The following is a 17,741-nucleotide window of genomic DNA, read 5'->3' as shown; positions in this document are numbered from 1 at the left end:
CGAGCGAGAGGCGAGCAGTGCCGGAGCACACGACGCAAGGGGGAGTCCGTATCGACGACTCCGGACCTCGATGGACCATGTGGGGCGAGGTCGACGCCGCGGTGCAGGACCGGTCCGAGGGCGACCTCGTCCGTTCGCTCGAACGAGCCGCCAGCCCCGTCACGATCGACCTCACCGACGTCACCTTCATGGACTCGGGCGGCCTGCGCCTGCTGTACCTGTCCCTCCTGGCCGGGGGCGACGCCCCGGTCCTGGTCGGCGTCCCGGACCGTATCAAGGACCTGCTGGAGATCAGCGGCGTCCTCTCGCAGTTCACCATCGTCGACTGACCTGCCTGCGCGACCACCACCCCGGTCGCCGCCTGGCACTGGCACCCACCATCCACACGACTCGCCGGCCCCACGGAGGAAATCTCATGGACACCACGATCGACTCGTCCCGTCCGCCCGAGTCCTTCCACGTCGTCCGTGTCTGGCAGCTCGACTCGATCGACGAGCTCTCCACGTTGCGCACCTCGCTCCACCTCGAGCTCACGGGTCGCCCGCTGGGCCCCGACGGCGCGCTGGCCGAGGTCCCCGAGAAGATCGTCCTCGTCGCGAGCGAGCTCGCGACGAACGCCCTGCGCCACGGTCGTCCGCCGACGACGGTCCAGCTCCTGACGGACGGCGAGGAGTACATCGTCGACGTGATCGACCAGGACACGAGCCGGGCGCCGGTCGTCGCGGCTCCTCGCCTGCCGGGGGACGGCGGGTTCGGCCTGGTCCTGGCGCAGCGCCTCGCGCTCGACGTCGGCTGGTTCGTCGCCGACGGCAAGCACGTCTGGGCGCGCCTCGGCGCGGCGCGCGAGGGCGCGTCGCCACCGCTCACCGCGGGCGTCGCCCCCTAGCCGTCAACGACCCGAGGGCCGGTCTGCGCGAGGCGCAGGTCGGCCCTCGGTCGTCCCTCGGGCCCTCAGTCGTCCCCGTGCCCGCGGTCGTCCCCCGGGCCCTCGTCGTCCTCGGCCCGACGGCGCAGCACCAGCAGGGTCGCGTCGTCCTCCGACGCGGGGTCCCGGGTCGAGCGCAGCACGGCGTCGACGTCACCCACGTGCTCGGCGAAGGTGCCGGCGAGTCGGCGCAACCCGGCCCTGATCGACTCGTCCCGGCGCTCGAACAGGCCGTCGCTGTAGAGCACGAGCGCACCGCCGGGCCCGATCGTCGTGGTCCCGCCCCCGAACCGCGGCGCCCCCAGCCCCAGCGGGGGACCGCCCAGCAGGTCGCCCCAGACGACGCCCTCGCCGGGGACCAGGAAGAAGGGCGGCGGGTGGCCCGCGGTCACGTACTCGACCGCTCCCGTCCGGGGGTCGACGACCGCGACGACGAGCGTCGCGATCTGCCCCGGCATGGTCCACCGGACGGTCGTCGCGAGCTGCTCGACGGCGGCCCTCGCGGTGCCGGCGCGCACGAGCTCGGCGCGCAGGGTGTTGCGGATCTGTCCCATCGAGGCCGCGGCCTGCAGGCCGTGGCCCGTGACGTCCCCGACGACGAGGGCCAGCGACCCCGACGGCAGGAGCAGGGCGTCGTACCAGTCGCCGCCGACGAACCCGCCGCCCGCCGGCTCGTAGCGGGCCGTCACGCTCCAGCCCGGCAGGTCCGGCAGCGAGCCGGGGAGCAGGCTGCGCTGGAGCGCCTCGGCCGCGCGCACGTCGCGGCGGCCGGCCAGGTAGAGCGCCTCGACGAGGTGGCTGCGCAGCGCGCCGGCGACCTCGACGGCGTCCTCGGCCCAGGGTTCGCTGTGGCCGCTCACGACCTCGCGCCAGCGCTCGAACGACTTGCGGGGGCTGAGGCGCACCGTCTCGCCCTCGCTGCGCGCGATGGCCTTGTTGTGCGGGTCGCCGCCCCAGTCGACGCTGCGCAGCACCTCGTCGCGGAGCCAGAGCACGACCTGGCCGTCGTTCAGGTGCACGCCCAGGACCCCGGCGACGTCGGGCAGCTGCTGCGCGAGGTCCGGGGCCGCGACGCGCAGCGAGTCGATCGCGAGGACCTCGTCGCCCGAGGCTGCGGCGCGGGCCGTGAACCAGGCCGCGAGGAGCGCGACCCCCTCGGCGTCGGGGACCCGCCCGAGCGAGGCGGAGCGCCCCTCCGCGACGACCACCGCGCCGTCGGCTCCCACGAGGTCGAGCAGGCGCCGGTCGGCCGTGAGCGCCTCGACGAGCGCGGTCTCCTCGTCGCGGCTGTCCGCGACGAGGCCCGCGAGCAGCCGCGACGACGCGCGCGAGACCGCGAGCCGGTCCTCCTCGCTCTGCGCGACGAGCAGCACGGACAGCGTGGCACCCAGGAACTCCGCGGCAGCCCGCACCGCGAACGACGGCTGGTGCGGTCCCGAGTAGTGGTGGCACGCGATGAGGCCCCAGAGCTTCCCGTCGCGCAGCAGGGAGATCGACATGGACGCGCCGACGCCCATGTTCGACAGGTACTCCAGGTGGATCGGGGAGACGCTGCGCAGCGTCGAGTACGTCAGGTCGAGGGGCTGCCCCGTGGTCGGCAGGTCGGTCGGGACGATCTCGCACGGCACGTAGCCGACGTCGTCGATCAGCCGGATCCAGTTCTTCTCGTACAGCGCGCGGGCCTGCCGCGGGATGTCCGTCGCGGGGTAGTGCAGCCCGTAGAACGAGTTGAGGTCGTCGCGCTTGGCCTCCGCGACCACCTCGCCGTTGTAGTCGGCGTCGAAGCGGTAGATCATCACGCGGTCGAAGCCCGTGAGGCGGCGGACGTGCCGGGCCGCGGTGCCGAACAGCTCGGGCAGCGTCCCGGCCCGGTCGAGGTCCGCGAGCGCCGCGCGCACGCCCTGGTAGGTGTTGGGGAAGCTGAGCGGTCGCACGACCGCGGGCTCGAGCTCGATCACGACGACGGGTTCGGCCCCGGCGGGCAGCGGCGGGCGGTGCAGGATCGCGTCGGTCGCGACCGTCCGGTCCGTCCCGGTGCGGATCTCGACGGGGTTGTGCGACGCGAGGTCGCGGTGCTGCGCGACGTGCGCGAGGAGCCGGGCGCCGTCGTCGGGCCCCAGGACCTCGGTCAGGGGGGCGCCGAGCACGTCGGCGCTGTCCCGTCCCACGAGGCCGTGCACGTTCGTCGAGCACTGGAGGACGCGTCCGTCGCTCTCACGGACCACGAGCAGCGCACCGCGGGGCTGGATCCGGCCGGGGATGTGGATGGGTTCGCGGGCGCAGTTCTCGAGGTCTACCGCCTCGGCGGGGCTGAGCAGCTCTTCGTCCGTGCCCTGCGTCATGTGCACTCCACCTCCCGCACCGTGCGGGCCGTTCACGGCAGCGAGGCTGCCGACCATGTGTCCCGGCGGCTTCATCACCGGGAGCGCGCGCCCGCTGAAAAACCCGGGCGGCCCAGCGTACAACCTGATGGGATCGGCGAGGATGGGGGAGGCACCTGTCCGACGACGAGCGCTGGAGGACCCATGACCGACGACGACCCGGTGCGCCGGGCTGCGCAGTACCGGGTGGACCGCGAGACCGCCCACGACGCGGGCTCGTCCCCCGAGGCCGGTGACACGGGCGAGACCGGCGAGACCGGCGACGAGGGCGCGCGCCCCCGCCTCCCGCTCGAGAACCGCGGCCAGTGGGTCGACGAGCTGGTCCGCCAGGCCATGGCCCGCGGCGAGTTCGACGACCTGCCGCTCGCGGGCAAGCCCATCCCGGGCCTGGGCGCGCGGCACGACCCGGACTGGTGGCTCAAGAGCCTCGTCGAGCGCGAGCAGATCACGGGCATCCTGCCCGCCGCCCAGCTCCGGGCCGACGACGCCCGGCTGCACGAGCAGCTCGACCGCCAGTTCTCGGAGGAGTCCGTGCGGGAGGTCCTGACGGAGTTCAACGCGCGCGTGGTCGACGCGCGTCGGCAGCTCCTGGGCGGCCCGCCCGTGGTCACGCCCCTGCGGGACGTCGAGGCGGAGGTCGTCGCGTGGCGCGAGCGACGTGCGGCCCGCGGTGCCGAGTCCGGCCCGACGGCGCCGCGCACCGCCCGGGACGCCTCGCCCCGGGCGGGTGCGGGCTCGGGCGAGCAGGCCGGTCGACGGTGGTGGAGCCGTCGGCGGGGCGACCCCGGACCTGCGGCCCCGACGCCCGACGGCCCCTGAACCACCCGCTCCCGGCGCGCGCTCCCACGCGGCGGCTCCTACCCTCGGGAGATGCCCGCACCCACCACCCCAGGCACCGGCACGACGGGCTGGGTGCCCGACGTGCTCGACGGGTTCGAGCAGCTCACCCTGCCCCTGGCCCCCGACGACGAGGGCGAGGTGGTCGCGACGCTGGTGCGACGGCGTCGGGCACCTGACGGACCCGACCCCCTCCACGGGGGCGCGCGGCCGCCCGGCGTGCCCGACCGCGGGATCGACGTCCTGTACGTGCACGGCTGGTCCGACTACTTCTTCCAGACCGAGCTCGCGGACTTCTGGGAGGCCCACGGCGCGCGGTTCTTCGCGCTCGACCTGCGCAAGTACGGCCGCAGCCTGCGACCGGGCCAGACCCCCGGGTTCGTCACGAGCCTCTCGACGTACGACGAGGACATCGAGGCCGCGCTCGGGGCCATGGGGCACGGCGTCCTGACGGCCGACCCCGTGATGCGCGACCGCGGCCTGGTCCTCATGGGGCACTCCACGGGCGGGCTCACCCTGAGCCTGTGGACGGCCCGGAACCAGGACCGGGTCACGGGGCTCGTCCTCAACAGCCCGTGGCTCGAGTTCCAGGCGCGCGACATCGGGCGCAAGGTGATCGCCCCCGCGATCGCGCTCCGGGCCCGCCTCGACCCCATGGTGCCGCTGCCCCAGGTCGACCTCGGCTTCTACACGCGGTCCGTGTCGAAGACGCTCGACGGCGAGTGGGATTACGACCTCACGTGGCGGCCCGTGCGCGGGTTCGTGGTGCACGGCGGGTGGCTCGCCGCGATCCTGCGCGGGCAGGCCGCTGTGGAGCTGGGGCTCGGGATCACCGTGCCCGTCCTGGTCCTGCTGTCCACGAGCAGCACCCTGCTGCCCCGGTGGACGCCCGAGATGATGCACAGCGACACGGCGCTCGACGTCGTCGGGATCGCGCGGCGGTCGACCGACCTCGGGCGGCTCGTCGTGCTCTCCCGCATCGAGGGCGCGCTGCACGACGTCGTGCTGTCGGCGCCGCCCGTGCGGGCCGTGGCGTACGAGCAGATCGCGACGTGGCTCCAGGGGTACGTGCCGGGGTCGGCACCGGCCTCGGCGGGCGCCGTCGGGCCCGCCGCCGGTGCCGACGCCGGTGCCGCCGCCGGGGCCGCCGCCGGTGCCGGGCCGCCTCAGGCCTGACGTCGCGCGAGCTCCTCGCGGACGAACTCGACGACGCCGTCGGCGGCCGCCTCGACCTGTGCCAGGCAGTCCTCGAAGTCATGCATGCCGCCGTACCAGGGGTCGTCGATGTCGAGCAGGTGCTCGTCGCGATCGGCCCGCTCGGGCGTGACGACGGGCGCCGCGGGGTCGAACGACCGGTACATCCGCACGTTCCCGTCGCCGTGCAGGCGGCGCAGGGCGCGCGCGTGCACGGACGTCATGGGCAGCACCAGGTCGCGGGACACGACGTCGCTCGGGCGGACCTGGCGTGCGTGGTGCCCCTCACCGGTGTCGTACCCGTGCTCGGCGAGGACGCGGCGCGCGCGGCGGTCGACGGGGTTGCCGTGCTCCTCCGCGCTGATGCCCGTCGAGTCCACGACCACGCGTCCGCCCAGGCCTGCGGCCTCGAACCGGTCGCGCAGCACGATCTCAGCCATGGGGGAGCGGCAGATGTTGCCCGTGCAGACCGTCATCACGCGGTAGGGCTGGTGGTCGGGGGCGGGGGTCGCGTCGCGGGGAGTCGTCACCCGACCAGTCTGCCGCCTGCGCCCGTGCGGTGAGACGGGTGCTTGCGCACCAGACAGGTCCTCCGGGCCGGATCCGGGACACCCGTCTCGTGCGGGACCACCTGTCTCGCGGCCAGGACCGCGCCCCCAGGCACTTCCCGCGCGCTCGGCCTACCGTGGACGCATGACGATCAGGACGGGCTCGGGGCTCATCGCGGTGACCGGCGCCGGCGGACGGCTCGGCTCGAAGCTCGCCCTGCGGCTCGCGGCGGAGGGCGCGGCGCAGCGGCTCGTGGTCCGGGACGCCTCCCGGACGCCCCGGCTCCCGGACGGCGAGCCCCTGCCCGACTCCGAGGTGGCGGTCACGACCGGGTACACCGACACCGAGCGCATGGTGCGGGCGTTCCGCGGCGCCCGCTCGGTCTTCCTGGTCTCGGCGCGCGAGGCCCCCGACCGGGTCGCGGAGCACCGGGCCGCGGTCGACGCAGCCGTGGCCGGGGGAGTCGAACGCATCGTCTACGTGTCGTTCGTGGGTGCCGCCCCGGAGGCGACGTTCACGTTCGCGCGCGACCACTGGCACACCGAGGAGTACATCAAGGCCACGGGCCTGAGGTACACGTTCCTGCGCGACAACCTGTACCACCAGGGCCTGGTCGGCATGGTGGGGGACGACGGCGTCATCCGTGGCCCCGCCGGTGACGGCCGCCTCGCGTCGGTGTCCCACGACGACATCGCCGACGTCGCGACCGCGATCCTCCTCGACGAGAAGCCCACGGCCCACGACGGCAAGACCTACGACGTCACGGGTCCGCAGGCCCTGACGCTCACCGAGGTCGCGGACATCCTGTCCGACGTCACGGGCCGCACCATCACCTACCACCCGGAGACGGTCGAGGAGGCGTACGCGTCGCGCGCGGTCTACGCGGCGCCGCCGTTCGCGGTCGACGGCTGGGTGTCGTCGTACACGGCGATCGCAGCGGGCGAGCTGGCCGGGGTGAGCGACGTCGTCGAACGGTTCGCCGGGCGGCCCGCGCAGAGCTTCGCCGAGTGGCTCGACGACTACCCCGAGGAGTGGGACCGCCTGCTGCCCGCCTGAGCGAACGTCCCGGGCAGCGAGACCGCCCCGAACCCGAAGGAGCGTCGATGAGCACGCAGCCGCAGGTCCCCGGCGGGGACCAGCCAGCACGCGCCGCCCAGGCACCGTCGGCCCCTGACCACAAATGGGCGGGCCTGTTCGTCCTGGCCACGGCGCTGTCGATGATCGTCCTCGACGGCACGATCGTGGGCGTCGCGCTCCCGACCATCATCGAGGACCTGCACCTCGACCTGGGCGACGCGCAGTGGGTCAACGCGTCGTACTCGGTCGTGTTCGCCGCGCTCCTGCTCACCGCGGGGCGCCTGGGCGACCGCCTGGGCCGCCGGAACATGCTGCTCGGGGGCGTCGTGGTCTTCCTCGCGGGGAGCCTCCTCGCGTCGCAGGCCGACGACGCCGGGACCCTGATCGTGGCGCGCCTGATCCAGGGCGTCGGCGGGGCGTTCGTCCTGCCCGCGACCCTGTCGACCGTCAACGCGACGTTCCGCGGCAAGGACCGAGCCGTGGCGTTCGGGATCTGGGGTGCGGTGATCTCCGGGATGGCGGCGGTCGGCCCGCTCCTGGGCGGGTGGCTCACGACGTCGTTCACGTGGCCGTGGATCTTCCTCGTGAACCTCCCGATCGGGGTCGCGGTGATCGTCGGCGCGTTCCTCGTGGTCCCCGAGACCCGCGCGCACATCACCGTGCCAGGGCTCGACGTCGTCGGGCTGCTCCTGAGCGCGCTCGGGTTCGGTGCGGTCGTGTTCGCGCTCATCGAGGGGCAGTCGCTCGGCTGGTGGGCTCCCAAGGCGGAGCTCGAGGTCTTCGGGCTGGTCTGGGGGACCGGCGCCCCGGTGTCTCCCATCCCCGTCATCGGGGCCGTCGGCGTGCTGCTCCTGGTGCTGTTCGCGTTCTGGGAGAACCACCGCGCGCGGGTCGCCCGCTCCGCGCTGCTCGACCTCACGCTGTTCCGCGTCGCGACGTTCCGCTGGGGCAACCTCACCGCGATGCTCGTCGCGATCGGCGAGTTCGGCCTGATCTTCGTGCTGCCGCTGTACCTGCAGAACATCCTGGGCCTCTCGAGCCTGGGGGCCGGCGTGGTGCTCGCGACCATGGCCGCGGGCGCGTTCTTCTCGGGGGCCATGGCCCGGCACCTCGCGGAGGCGATCGGGTCGCCGCGCACGATCGTCCTGGGGCTGGTCCTCGAGGTCGTGGGCGTCCTCGCGGTCGCTCTCGTCGTGACGCCGACCGTCGCGTCGTGGCTCATCGCGGCCCTGCTCGTGATCTACGGCCTGGGTCTGGGGCTCGCGTCCGCGCAGCTCACGGGCACGACGCTCGTCGACGTCCCCGAGGAGGAGTCCGGCCAGGCGTCCGCGACGCAGTCGACGTCGCGGCAGCTCGGGTCGGCCCTCGGCACGGCGTTCATCGGGGCGGCCCTCGCGATCGGGCTGTCGACCACGGTCCCGCCCGCGCTCGAGCGGGTCGACGGCGTCCCGACCGCCGCGGCGTCGCAGGTCGCCGACGCGACGGCCCAGTCCGCGGGCGGCACGATCCCGCAGCTGCGCGGCGAGGGCACGCGGAGCCAGTTCGGCGAGAAGACCCCCGACGTCGTCGACGCCCTCTCCGACGGCTTCAGCGACGCGACGCGGGTCTCGCTGTTCGTCGCCGCGGGCTTCCTGCTCCTGGGCCTGCTGTGCTCGACCCGGGTCGTCGCGGCGTCCCGGCGCGAGGGGGTCGACCAGGGCGGCTCACGGGCCCCCGACGACGCCCGCTGAGCCGTCGGAGAAATCCCTTGGCAGCTCCCGCGGGGCAGGCGTAGCGTCGTGGGCACATGGGAAAGGAGGTGGTCCACGAAGTGAAGAATCTTCGGACGCATGAGGTGGTTGCACGCTAGTCGTGCCATCGAGCAACGGACCGTGCGAGGAACTCGCAGCCGGTAGGTGACCGTCACGTCACCCACGACGAGCGAGTCCCCAGCAACCACCGGAGCCCGCGGGAGTCGCGCCCTCGTCCAGCGCGACAGGTGGAGGAATCCACCGGCCCGCGGGCTTCTTCACGCCCGGGCCGGCCCCGCGCACCAGGGCCTGACGGCGGAGCGCGCCACGAGCGCTCCGGTCGCCGTGGCCGTCGCCGTGGCCCGGGCCCGGCCCGGCCGGGCCGGGTCCCCGCGTCAGAACGGCTTGCGCGCCACCACGAGGAAGCGGGGCGCCTCGTCCACGAACTCGTTGCCCGCCGCGAAGTGCATGTGCAGGGCCCGCAACGGGGCCTCGAACCGCCCGATCGCCTCGGGGGACAGGCTCGCGATCTCGGGGACCTGCCACGCGATGACCTTGAGGTACCAGAGCAGCGAGCTCAGGTCGTGGAAGTGCCGCGCGCCCACGTGCTCGCGGGCCACGTCGATCACGAACCCGGCCTCCGCCAGGTCCGCGGTCACGCCCTCGAGGGTCACGTCGTCCGGGTCCCAGGGGAGCTGCGCCCCGAGCGCGGTGTTGACCCGGATGCCGTCGCGCGAGTCGACCTGCTGCGTGATGAACACGCCGCCCGGCTCCAGGACCCGCAGGACCTCGGTCGGCTCGAACTCCTCGTGCCGGTCCAGGACCACGGCGAACCGGCCGTCGAGGAACGGCAGCATGAGCCCCTCACCCTTGCTGCTCCCCACCTGCCGGACGTCGACGCCCAGAGGTTCGAGGCGCCGTCGGGCCACGGGGACGTTCGGCGGCCAGCCCTCCGTCGCGGCCGACCCCTCCGGCAGGGGCGCGAGCGACGAGAACGCCTCCCCGCCGCCCGTGCCCAGGTCCAGCACGGGGCCCCGACCGCTGCCCACGAGCTCGCGCGCGAGCACCAGGTAGTCCCACGGCAGGGGGTCCTCGACGCAGCGGTCGTCGACGGGGGACAGGTCGAAGCCCTCGACCGGTGTCGCCCGGGCCCACTCGACGTGCGCCTCGAACGCGGCGGCTCGGTCGGGGACGGGGAGGGCTCCTGCTTCAGACATGCGTCGATTGTCCCCCGCGCGAACGGGCTCCGTCGAAACGCCACGCGCTCCCGGCGGGCCCCGACCTCGGCTACCATCGGCCGGGCCGTCGGCCCGAGCCGCCCGCCCGCCTGCCGACCCCCCGGAGGACCCGCTGAGCCCCGCACCGCACCCCCTGAGCGACCGTGCGACCCGCAAGGTCCGGGCCGTCGCCGACCAGCACCGGAGCACGCTCGGCGAGCTGCGGCACGTGGAGTCGTGCACGCTGTCCGCCCGGGTGATCGGGACCGTGGCCGGGGTGTTCGCGGTGCTCGTCGCGGTCGTGGCGTTCAACGGCCGCGTCCTGGCGGTCGTCGGGTTCGCCCTCACGATGGGGCTGGTCCTGGCCGTCGTCCTGCGCCTCGTCGCGAGCGAGAAGCTGCTGGTGCTCGAACGAGGCCTCGTGGTGGGGTCCTTCGGCCCGTTCATGACCCCGTTCGCCGTGCCGTACGCGGACGTCGTCGCGCCGAGCGTCGCGGCGATCGTCGGGACCCAGCGTGCCGTGACCCTGCTCACGGCCCACCAGGGCGCGTCGGCGACCAACCGGACGGCGCTGTGGTCGCTGCGGTCCGTGACGTTCGTCGGGCCGACCGCCGAGGCGTCGCGCACGTTCACCCGGACCGGGACGTGGCGGCCGCAGCCCGGCAAGCAGGACCTGTGGGTGTTCTCGGTGCGCGACGCGCGACGCCAGGAGATCCTCGTGCACGAGCTCGCCGCCGCGCTGCACCGGTCCGGGCAGCCGGGCGCGGAGCTCGTCCTGCCGCACGCCCTGCCCGCGCGGCGGCTGCGGGTGGGCGTCGCCGACGCCGACCACCTCCGGCTGCCGCAGGAGCTGCGGTCCACGACCGTGCAGGTCGGGGCACGGCTCGGCTGAACCGGCCCGGCTCAGCCCAGGGCCGCGGCGACCTCTGCGAGCAGGGGCGAGACGGCGCCGTCGGGCCCGCTCGCCGCCTCGCGCAACGCCGCGACCTGCAGGACCATCCACGGGCTGAACGCCCACGGCGTCGCGTCGACCGCGCGCCCCAGCGCGCCCGGCTCGGCCCACGCGAGCTCCGCGACCTCGTCCGGGTTCGCGGTGACCCCGCTCGCCGCGCGCGCGACGAACACGGGGCAGATCTCGTTCTCGACCACGCCCGACGCGTCCACGGCGCGGTACCGGAAGCCCGGCACGGCGACCTCGAGGCCGCTGATCGTGAGGCCCAGCTCGTGCGCGGCGTGCCGCGCGATGGACTCCTCGGTCGTCTCGGTCCAGCGCGGGTGACCGCAGAACGAGTTGGTCCACACACCGGGCCAGGTGCGCTTGGACAGCGCGCGACGCGTCACGAGGAGACGACCTGCGTCGTCGACCACGTAGCAGGAGAACGCGAGGTGCAGCGGCGTCTCCGTGGTGTGGACGTCGCTGCGCGCGAAGGTCCCCGTACGGGTCCCCTCGTCGTCGACGGTCACGACGTGGTCGGCGGCGACGGGCACGTGCACGTCGGTCATGGCTCCTCCAGAGGTCCTGCGGTGCTGTCGGGGGGTGCGCCGGCGGGGGACCGGTGCGAGCAGCACGGGCGCGGCGCGCCCGGGGCATCCGGCCCACTGTCACACACCGGGGGAGAGGAAGGAAGTCCGTCCGCGCTGCGGGCGCGTGGCGGGTGGGGCGCGGGTGCACCCGTCCGGCCCGACGGCGGCGCGCAGCCCCTAGCGTCCGTCCCACCAGTCGAGCACGAGGGTCGCGTCGAGGGTCAGCCACTTCGAGGGCTCTCCGGCTGCGGCGTCGACCTCGAACCACACCGCGCCCGGGTGCCGCGGCGACTGGAGCCACGCCCCGTCGGGCTGCCGGGCCGCGCGGATCATCTCGATCGCGTCGGCCGCCCGCGGGTCCGGGGGCGTGCCGTCGGACAGCGACGCCTCGCGGAGGTAGGTGGCCGCGTTGAGCACGCTGTAGTACGCGCGGTAGGGGTAGGTGAAGTACCCCACCCAGTGCGCGACGGGCTCCCCGGTCGACTCGCGGCGGAACAGCCCGCGCCGCAGGAGGTACTCCTCGCCCGAGCGCCGGGCGTCGCGGGCAGCGTCCGTGCCGCCCGTCGCGGCCTCGTGGGCGAGGAGGCCCTTGAGCGTGTTGAGGGTCGAGTGGAACGAGGACCGGACCGAGCCCTCGACCCACTCGCAGTTCCAGCCGCCGTCGGCCATGCGCACCGCGAGCATCGCGTCGAGGAGGGGCGCGACGTCGACGCCGAGCCACGCGCCGTTCGCCAGGGTCCACGCGTTGATGCAGCAGTCGACCTCCCCGCCCCAGTAGGGCAGGTCGTCGTACTCCCAGCGGCTGTTCTGCGCCAGGAGCTCGGCGGTCCGGCGCTCGCGCAGGACCGCCGGGTCCAGGCCCCACTCGCGCAGCGCGTTCAACGACCAGGTCGTCGCGGTCCACGGCTGCCCCGGGTGGTCGTCCGTCCCGGTGTCCTCCATGTCGAACCCGGCCGGGAAGAAGGCCCCTCCGGCCCACTGCCCGTCCGGGTCCTGCAGGGCGAGCAGCCGGGCCCCGAAGCCCTCGGTCGCGACGCGGGACCGCGTCTCCTGCCAGACGTCGTCAGGGGCGCGGACGAGGTCGCGCTCGACGCGCCAGCGGAGCGCGGGGTCGGAGTCGAGCAGCCACGAGACCAGAGCGTCGTCGGTCATCTGACGAGCGTACGACCGGGCGGGCCGGACGGACAGCGCGGGTGGCGGGCCCGCAGGGCGGGTGGCCCGTCTGCCGGTCTGCCCGGCGCCCGGGCGGTCGGGCGGTCGGGCGGCCCGTCTGCCCGGCGGCCGGTCAGACGAACCCGAAGACGGGCGGGAACACCACGACCACGACGGCCGCCCACACCGCGTACACGGGCAGGAACTGCGTCTGCCAGCGTCCGAGGGCCGCGAACGGCAGCCGCCTCCGCAGGAACCCGGTGAGGAGCACGGCCGAGCCCACGAGGTGCACGAGCAGCAGGACGTTGAGGCCCAGGGCCGCGACCTTGTTGGGGCTGAACCCGAACTCGGCGATGCGGGTCAGCATCGCGGTGAGCGCGACGGCGTCGACCGCGAGCGCCGCGACGACCAGGACGAGCAGGAGCGCGTCGAACAGGCGGGGTGGGCCGAGCGGGTCGCGGGCGGAGACCGAGTAGAGCAGCAGGCACAGGACGAGGACGAGGATCGCGTCCATGAGGATCAGGAGGCCGCGGTCGGTGTCGAGGAGGGAGCCTGCTGACGCGAGGACCACGAACAGCACGAGCAGCATGACGATCGTCAGCGGGGTGAAGACGCGCGTGAGGACGGGGGCGATGTTCTCGACGACGTTCTGCTTGGCCTCGACGAGCCACGCGGCCACGACGAGCGCCCCGGGCACGGCGAAGGGCAGCACCCACGCCTCGAAGAAGGGCTCGGGGTCGATCCCGACGAGGTTCAGGGTCCCGAACGTGAGCCCGAGCAGGACGCCACCGCCCAGTGCGAGCAGCGTGAAGTAGATCGCGAGCTCGCCCGTGAACCGGGCGAAGTCCATGCGGCCGGCGTCCGAGCGCCAGCGGCCGCCGACGTACGCGATCCCGACGAGGGCCCACAGCACGACGGGGGTGTGCAAGGCCGCGAGGAGCAGCGTCGAGCCCTCGGGCGCGAACGGGTAGACGTTGAGGACGACCGCGAGCACCGCGAACGGGGCCGCGAGCACGGCGCCCACGCCCCACGTGAGGCGGCGCTTCCACGCGAAGTACCCGGCGAGGAAGGGAACGACGAGCAGGCTGATGTTGCGCAGCAGGACCGTCTCGTCGCTGATGGTCTCCGCGGCGACCTTGACCGCGATCCCCGCCCCGACGGCGAGCGCGAGGACGACGGCGAGCTCGCGCCACGACCTGTCGCCGTGCCCCGTGCTGCCGGCATCCGGGACGAGCACGAGCTGCTTCCACAGCCGGTCGGAGTGCTCGCGGGCGAACTCGCGCGAGACCTCGTCCAGGTTGCCCATGCGCTTGACCGCGACGAGGAACGCCTCGTCGTCGTCGAGGCCTGTCGCGGTCAGGTCGGCGACCTGCTCGCGCAGGTGGTCCTCCATCTCGTCGACGTCGGCCCTGGAGATCGCCTGGCGTCGCTGGACGTAGGTCCGCCACTGGTCGATCTGGGCCTCGACCTCGGGGCTGGGCGCCATCACGCCCACCCCTCGGCGACGGTGCGGGACGACGGGGTGTCGCCCACGTCCTTCCACACCTGCTGGAGGGCGTCCGCGACGACCTGCCACTGCGCGCGGCGCTCGGCGAGCGCCTCGTGGCCTGCGGGCGTCAGGGCGTAGTGCTTGCGTCGGCGCCCGACGTCGGACACCCCCCACGACGCCTCGACGAGCCCCAGGCGCTCGAGCCGGTGGAGGAGGGGGTAGAGCATGCCGTCGGTCCACTGCATGTGGCCGCCCGAGAGGTCGTTGACGCGCTTGACGATCGCGTACCCGTACGACTCTCCCTCCGCGAGGATGCCGAGGACGAGCGGCGTGGCCGAGGCGGCGACGAGGTCCTTGTCGATGCGCATAGCACTCCTATGCCTAGTGCTGCTAGGGGTTACTAACCTAGCAGACCTAGGTATCGCTGGCCGCTGGGGCTGTGGTCGGCGCGGGCAGGGAGCGGCGCGAGGCGGCGCGGGCCGCGGGGAGCGGGGCCGGCGTGGGGCAGGTCAGGGGCAGTCCGCCCGCACCGTCTCGAGCGGACCAGGGTTGTCGCTCGCGTCGAAGGTCACGGTCGCCCCGTCCTCGTCCCACCCGACCTCGTGCGCACCGCCCTCCCGGAAGGGGACGATCTCCTCCAGCCCGATATGCCCGTCCGGGAGCACGGTCGACGCGAGCCTGCTCTCGTGCGGCCTCACCATCACGTCGACCGAGCCGGTGAAGAGAAAGGTCTGCTGCTCGACGACGACGTCGCACGTGGCCCCCGCCTCCGCGGGCAGGACCAGGACGTCTGCGGACGAGAAGATCAACAGGTCGATCACGGCGCCGAGCAGGACTGCTCCGGCAGACAGCATCCAGGCGACCTCGGCCCCCAGGGGCACCCGGACGCCACCTCGGGAGAACGGCGCGGACAGCGTGAGCAGCCAGACCCCGAGCAGCGCCACCCCGAGACCCACCGGGACGAGCACGTTGACCGCCCCCGCGGGCACCGGCCCGCTGGCGAGGACGATCAGGTCGTCGCCGGCCCATCCCCGCACCGCTCCGTACGAGAGGATCATGACCACACCGACACCGATCAGCAGCAGAGGGGCTGCCCTCACGGCCGACCGCGGAGAGGAAGGGGCCTCACCGGCAGGTTCCCCCTGCGGATCGCCGGTCGAGTCAACGGCGTCCGCCCGGTCGAGGCCTCGCGCATCCACGGTGGTCTGCGCGGGTCGCGAGGTGCGCCGACCGATACCGGCCAGAAGCCTGCCCACCCCCACGGCCAGCGCGATCACACTGAGAAGCTGGAAGACGATCAACGTAAGACCCATGACGAGCCCCACCACACCGTCCCGGTACCAGGACTGCCCCGCGACACCCAGGTACCTGGTGGCCCAGCCCCCGGCGAACCAGAGCGCAGCCAGGACGAACCAGGCGGCCGATCGCCGGAGGTCAGCAGGTGCGCGGCTCTCCCGTGGTGCGCCGCGCGCAAGCAGCACCGCGACCACTGCTCCGGCCCCGCACACGCCGAGCACGAACGGACCGGCCGACTGCCATATTCCCCCCATGGCAGGCATCCTGCCCCAGCGCCGCAGTTCATACGTGTGCCCGGTGTGCGAGGTCTGTGAGCGGTCGGGACCTCGGACACGACGTAGGGCCCGGCGCTGAGATTTGAGGCCTGGCCCTTCGAATAGTGCTAGGTGCGTGCCCGAGAGGTGGGAGTTGCTCGTCACCCCAGATCAGCGCAGCGCACGGAGCAGTGGCCCGTCACCGCGGCCACCGACCACCACGACCACCGCCCACGCCCGCCTCCGGACGCAAAAAATCCCGGCCAGGAGAACCTGACCGGGACTTCCCGAAGGTGAACCGGCTCGAAAGCCGAAACCCTTCTCACGTGAGTGGTTTCGGGAAGTCGCTGACCTGCACAGACATGCGACCCCAGCGACGCTCAGGCACACCCGAACCAGTCCTCCAGGCACACCTGTTGGCGCTCTCTCGTCGTTGGTGACAGCGCAGTGTTCGTCCCGCCGCAATCACCCGGGAGCACTTTCCGCGCGAAGGCACCTGCCCGCCCTTCGAAAACTGCTAGAGGTGCGTGCCCGAGGTGCTAGTTGCTCGTCATGTCGGGGTGGGCCGAAGGCGCTGACGTTGGGCGTCAATGCCCATTTGCTGCGCCGATGGACCCAGTCAGCACCGTCGCGCTCGGGATCGAGCTCCACCTGGTTCCCACGGCCGAAGGCGGCCGACGCTCGCCGCTTCTCGGCGGAAGTGAGCCTGATGTCCGCTTTACCTACCGGCCAAACTGGGGCCTTCCTGGGTGGCCCGACGGCGACCAGACAACGGCCCCGGCTCTCGGCTTCTCCCGGGTCGACATCCGACCTGGCGACAATGTTCGCGCCGTCATCGTCCCCCTCTTCCCCGTGGAGGTGCCGACGTGGCGCGGCGTGGTCGCGGGTGACGAGTTGAGGATGTACGAGGGCTCGCGGATCTGCGGCCGCGGCTATGTCGTCTGGGTGGAGGAGGCTACTTGGCCCATGCCGGAAGACGAGGCGGAGCGTTTCGTCAGATGGCTGGCCGACTCATCGCAGTGATCACGACGCCCGCGGCGCGCTATGCCCGAGCGAGGTCGGAGATGTAGTTCCCGTCGTCGGCTCCCGAGACTGCAGCGTGCTTCTCAAGCGTCCCGGCCGTGTGGCCGAGGGCCTCGGCGAGGCCCTAGTCCTCTGCGCGGCCGATCCACTTCGCCGACTCGCTAGTCTGCTCGCCCGCGCGGACCGCGTCGACCAGTGCCACGTACAAGCCTTCGTCCAGCGCTGCCGGGTTGGCCCCCAGGGCGCGCTGCACTACGGCCGCGAAGTCGCGAGGCGTCAGCCTCTCATCAGGATCGTCGCCGACGACGATCATCTTCGGGTCGATGATCGTGGCCCGGCGCAGGATATCGAACTGCTCGTCGCGAAACGCCTCCGCCTCGAGCATCGCCGTCACCCGAGCGTCCCACTCGGACTTCGTCATCGCCAGAGCAGGTTCGGCATCCACGACGGCGAGCTGGGAGCTCACGACCTCGCTGGCCATCTCGAACTCCAGCGCACGCTTCGCGCTCGTCGCACCGAGCGTGAACCACGGCAGCCGGATCGAGGAAAGCCGCTCCCGCAGCACCTTGAGCCCTGGCACAAGCGTCGTGCCCCAGAACCGCTTCACGTGCGGGGCAGCCGCGATCGCTCCCTGGATGGCCAGCGCCACCAACAGCTCGGCGAGCAGCCTGGCAAACTCCGCATCGGCATCACGTTGCTCCTGGGTGCGGGTGTCGTGCGGACCCGCGAGCGGATCTCCCCACGCCCCCTCTCCGGGCTCCCGATCCTCGACGCGCCGCCATGTTGCATGCCCCACCATGTGACCGGTCTCGTCGTCGAACAGCAACCCGGATTGGGCGCCAGAGTCCTTGCTCGAGTTCCCGAGGTGTTGACCGTCAGGGATGTTCGCTTCGTACCTCATGGCCCGAGGTTAGCGGGCACCCGCCATGCGCAAGCAGACGGAGAGCCTCGGCCGACCACGCCCAGGATCAACGTGCGGCGTAGTCCACCGCCGCCCCGCACCGTCCCCAAGGGCAGGGGGCTTCCTACTGAGACGCCGAAACCCGCTTCCTGGATCCCCCGGCCACAGCCACCGAGGAATCCCTGAAACGAC

Annotated in this window: 17 protein-coding genes; 8 read left to right on the top strand and 9 right to left on the bottom strand. The window is 73.2% G+C overall.

Annotated features, from left to right (window positions below; translation table 11 throughout):
* Nucleotides 1–17 precede the first annotated feature (17 nt).
* Together NHG27_RS15505 and NHG27_RS15500 are read left to right on the top strand one after the other, a co-directional pair.
* Nucleotides 18–329 carry an STAS domain-containing protein gene (locus NHG27_RS15505; RefSeq protein ID WP_497016891.1) on the top strand — a complete coding sequence of 104 codons (312 nt, stop codon included), beginning with the start codon at nucleotides 18–20 and terminating at the stop codon, nucleotides 327–329.
* Nucleotides 330–415: 86 nt separating this feature from the next.
* A complete protein-coding gene (locus NHG27_RS15500; RefSeq protein WP_497016890.1) occupies nucleotides 416–886 on the top strand; it encodes an ATP-binding protein in 471 nt (156 codons plus the stop codon).
* 65 nt (nucleotides 887–951) lie between these two features.
* Here NHG27_RS15500 and NHG27_RS15495 read toward each other — a convergent pair whose 3' ends face one another.
* Nucleotides 952–3,267 (bottom strand): SpoIIE family protein phosphatase, encoded by a 2,316-nt coding sequence (locus tag NHG27_RS15495; RefSeq protein WP_497016889.1) that lies wholly within the window; start codon nucleotides 3,265–3,267, stop codon nucleotides 952–954.
* A gap of 183 nt (nucleotides 3,268–3,450) precedes the next feature.
* On the opposite strand from NHG27_RS15495, the gene NHG27_RS15490 reads away from it, so the two are divergent.
* Together NHG27_RS15490 and NHG27_RS15485 are read left to right on the top strand one after the other, a co-directional pair.
* Nucleotides 3,451–4,125, top strand: coding sequence for a DnaJ family domain-containing protein (locus NHG27_RS15490; protein ID WP_497016888.1), 675 nt, complete (start codon nucleotides 3,451–3,453; stop codon nucleotides 4,123–4,125).
* A gap of 51 nt (nucleotides 4,126–4,176) precedes the next feature.
* Nucleotides 4,177–5,319, top strand: coding sequence for an alpha/beta hydrolase (locus NHG27_RS15485; RefSeq protein WP_497016887.1), 1,143 nt, complete (start codon nucleotides 4,177–4,179; stop codon nucleotides 5,317–5,319).
* Here the strand turns inward: NHG27_RS15485 and NHG27_RS15480 are convergent.
* Nucleotides 5,310–5,813, bottom strand: a complete 504-nt coding sequence (locus NHG27_RS15480) for a low molecular weight protein-tyrosine-phosphatase (protein WP_497016904.1) — start codon at nucleotides 5,811–5,813, stop codon at nucleotides 5,310–5,312. The two genes, NHG27_RS15485 and NHG27_RS15480, sit on opposite strands and share 10 nt — an antisense overlap.
* Before the next feature lie 217 nt (nucleotides 5,814–6,030).
* On the opposite strand from NHG27_RS15480, the gene NHG27_RS15475 reads away from it, so the two are divergent.
* Nucleotides 6,031–6,942 carry an SDR family oxidoreductase gene (locus NHG27_RS15475; protein WP_497016886.1) on the top strand — a complete coding sequence of 304 codons (912 nt, stop codon included), beginning with the start codon at nucleotides 6,031–6,033 and terminating at the stop codon, nucleotides 6,940–6,942.
* Between the two features lie 47 nt (nucleotides 6,943–6,989).
* A complete protein-coding gene (locus NHG27_RS15470) occupies nucleotides 6,990–8,693 on the top strand; it encodes a DHA2 family efflux MFS transporter permease subunit (protein ID WP_497016885.1) in 1,704 nt (567 codons plus the stop codon).
* Nucleotides 8,694–9,088: 395 nt separating this feature from the next.
* On the opposite strand, the gene NHG27_RS15465 is transcribed toward NHG27_RS15470, so the two are convergent.
* Nucleotides 9,089–9,910 carry a class I SAM-dependent methyltransferase gene (locus NHG27_RS15465; RefSeq protein WP_193721335.1) on the bottom strand — a complete coding sequence of 274 codons (822 nt, stop codon included), beginning with the start codon at nucleotides 9,908–9,910 and terminating at the stop codon, nucleotides 9,089–9,091.
* Nucleotides 9,911–10,139: 229 nt separating this feature from the next.
* Here NHG27_RS15465 and NHG27_RS15460 point away from each other — a divergent pair, with 229 nt between their 5' ends.
* On the top strand, nucleotides 10,140–10,802 hold the full coding sequence (locus NHG27_RS15460) for a hypothetical protein (protein ID WP_497016884.1): 663 nt from the start codon (nucleotides 10,140–10,142) through the stop codon (nucleotides 10,800–10,802).
* An 11-nt stretch (nucleotides 10,803–10,813) separates the two neighbouring features.
* On the opposite strand, the gene idi is transcribed toward NHG27_RS15460, so the two are convergent.
* The 5 genes from idi to NHG27_RS15435 all read right to left on the bottom strand — a co-directional run bounded on the left by idi (nucleotide 10,814) and on the right by NHG27_RS15435 (nucleotide 15,175).
* On the bottom strand, nucleotides 10,814–11,413 hold the full coding sequence (gene idi / locus NHG27_RS15455) for an isopentenyl-diphosphate Delta-isomerase (RefSeq protein WP_497016883.1): 600 nt from the start codon (nucleotides 11,411–11,413) through the stop codon (nucleotides 10,814–10,816).
* A gap of 198 nt (nucleotides 11,414–11,611) precedes the next feature.
* On the bottom strand, nucleotides 11,612–12,586 hold the full coding sequence (locus NHG27_RS15450; protein WP_497016882.1) for a squalene cyclase: 975 nt from the start codon (nucleotides 12,584–12,586) through the stop codon (nucleotides 11,612–11,614).
* Nucleotides 12,587–12,719: 133 nt separating this feature from the next.
* Nucleotides 12,720–14,072 (bottom strand): permease prefix domain 1-containing protein, encoded by a 1,353-nt coding sequence (locus NHG27_RS15445; RefSeq protein ID WP_497016881.1) that lies wholly within the window; start codon nucleotides 14,070–14,072, stop codon nucleotides 12,720–12,722.
* Nucleotides 14,072–14,443, bottom strand: a complete 372-nt coding sequence (locus NHG27_RS15440) for a PadR family transcriptional regulator (protein WP_193721340.1) — start codon at nucleotides 14,441–14,443, stop codon at nucleotides 14,072–14,074. The genes NHG27_RS15445 and NHG27_RS15440 overlap by 1 nt, the downstream gene beginning before the upstream one ends.
* 141 nt (nucleotides 14,444–14,584) lie before the next feature.
* The gene (locus NHG27_RS15435; protein WP_497016880.1) at nucleotides 14,585–15,175 is read right to left on the bottom strand and encodes a hypothetical protein; all 591 of its coding nucleotides are present in this window, start codon (nucleotides 15,173–15,175) and stop codon (nucleotides 14,585–14,587) included.
* 1,059 nt (nucleotides 15,176–16,234) lie between these two features.
* Between NHG27_RS15435 and NHG27_RS15430 the strand changes: the two genes are divergently transcribed.
* Entirely contained in the window at nucleotides 16,235–16,648 is a 414-nt protein-coding gene (locus NHG27_RS15430; protein WP_497016879.1) for a hypothetical protein, read from the top strand.
* Between the two features lie 124 nt (nucleotides 16,649–16,772).
* On the opposite strand, the gene NHG27_RS15425 is transcribed toward NHG27_RS15430, so the two are convergent.
* On the bottom strand, nucleotides 16,773–17,549 hold the full coding sequence (locus tag NHG27_RS15425; RefSeq protein WP_497016878.1) for a hypothetical protein: 777 nt from the start codon (nucleotides 17,547–17,549) through the stop codon (nucleotides 16,773–16,775).
* Nucleotides 17,550–17,741 lie beyond the last annotated feature (192 nt).

The organism is Oerskovia sp. 140933, assembly GCF_059651515.1.
This window is presented reverse-complemented; position numbering and strand designations above follow the sequence as displayed.

What these genes read in the sequence shown, in the direction of transcription:
- NHG27_RS15445 (WP_497016881.1), bottom strand. Translation starts at nt 14,072, where the DNA reads ATGGCGCCCAGCCCCGAGGTCGAGGCCCAGATCGACCAGTGGCGGACC.
- NHG27_RS15495 (WP_497016889.1), bottom strand. Translation starts at nt 3,267, where the DNA reads ATGACGCAGGGCACGGACGAAGAGCTGCTCAGCCCCGCCGAGGCGGTA.
- NHG27_RS15425 (WP_497016878.1), bottom strand. Translation starts at nt 17,549, where the DNA reads ATGAGGTACGAAGCGAACATCCCTGACGGTCAACACCTCGGGAACTCG.
- idi (WP_497016883.1), bottom strand. Translation starts at nt 11,413, where the DNA reads ATGACCGACGTGCACGTGCCCGTCGCCGCCGACCACGTCGTGACCGTC.
- NHG27_RS15490 (WP_497016888.1), top strand. Translation starts at nt 3,451, where the DNA reads ATGACCGACGACGACCCGGTGCGCCGGGCTGCGCAGTACCGGGTGGAC.
- NHG27_RS15470 (WP_497016885.1), top strand. Translation starts at nt 6,990, where the DNA reads ATGAGCACGCAGCCGCAGGTCCCCGGCGGGGACCAGCCAGCACGCGCC.
- NHG27_RS15475 (WP_497016886.1), top strand. Translation starts at nt 6,031, where the DNA reads ATGACGATCAGGACGGGCTCGGGGCTCATCGCGGTGACCGGCGCCGGC.
- NHG27_RS15465 (WP_193721335.1), bottom strand. Translation starts at nt 9,910, where the DNA reads ATGTCTGAAGCAGGAGCCCTCCCCGTCCCCGACCGAGCCGCCGCGTTC.
- NHG27_RS15480 (WP_497016904.1), bottom strand. Translation starts at nt 5,813, where the DNA reads ATGACGGTCTGCACGGGCAACATCTGCCGCTCCCCCATGGCTGAGATC.
- NHG27_RS15485 (WP_497016887.1), top strand. Translation starts at nt 4,177, where the DNA reads ATGCCCGCACCCACCACCCCAGGCACCGGCACGACGGGCTGGGTGCCC.
- NHG27_RS15450 (WP_497016882.1), bottom strand. Translation starts at nt 12,586, where the DNA reads ATGACCGACGACGCTCTGGTCTCGTGGCTGCTCGACTCCGACCCCGCG.
- NHG27_RS15500 (WP_497016890.1), top strand. Translation starts at nt 416, where the DNA reads ATGGACACCACGATCGACTCGTCCCGTCCGCCCGAGTCCTTCCACGTC.
- NHG27_RS15430 (WP_497016879.1), top strand. Translation starts at nt 16,235, where the DNA reads ATGGACCCAGTCAGCACCGTCGCGCTCGGGATCGAGCTCCACCTGGTT.
- NHG27_RS15440 (WP_193721340.1), bottom strand. Translation starts at nt 14,443, where the DNA reads ATGCGCATCGACAAGGACCTCGTCGCCGCCTCGGCCACGCCGCTCGTC.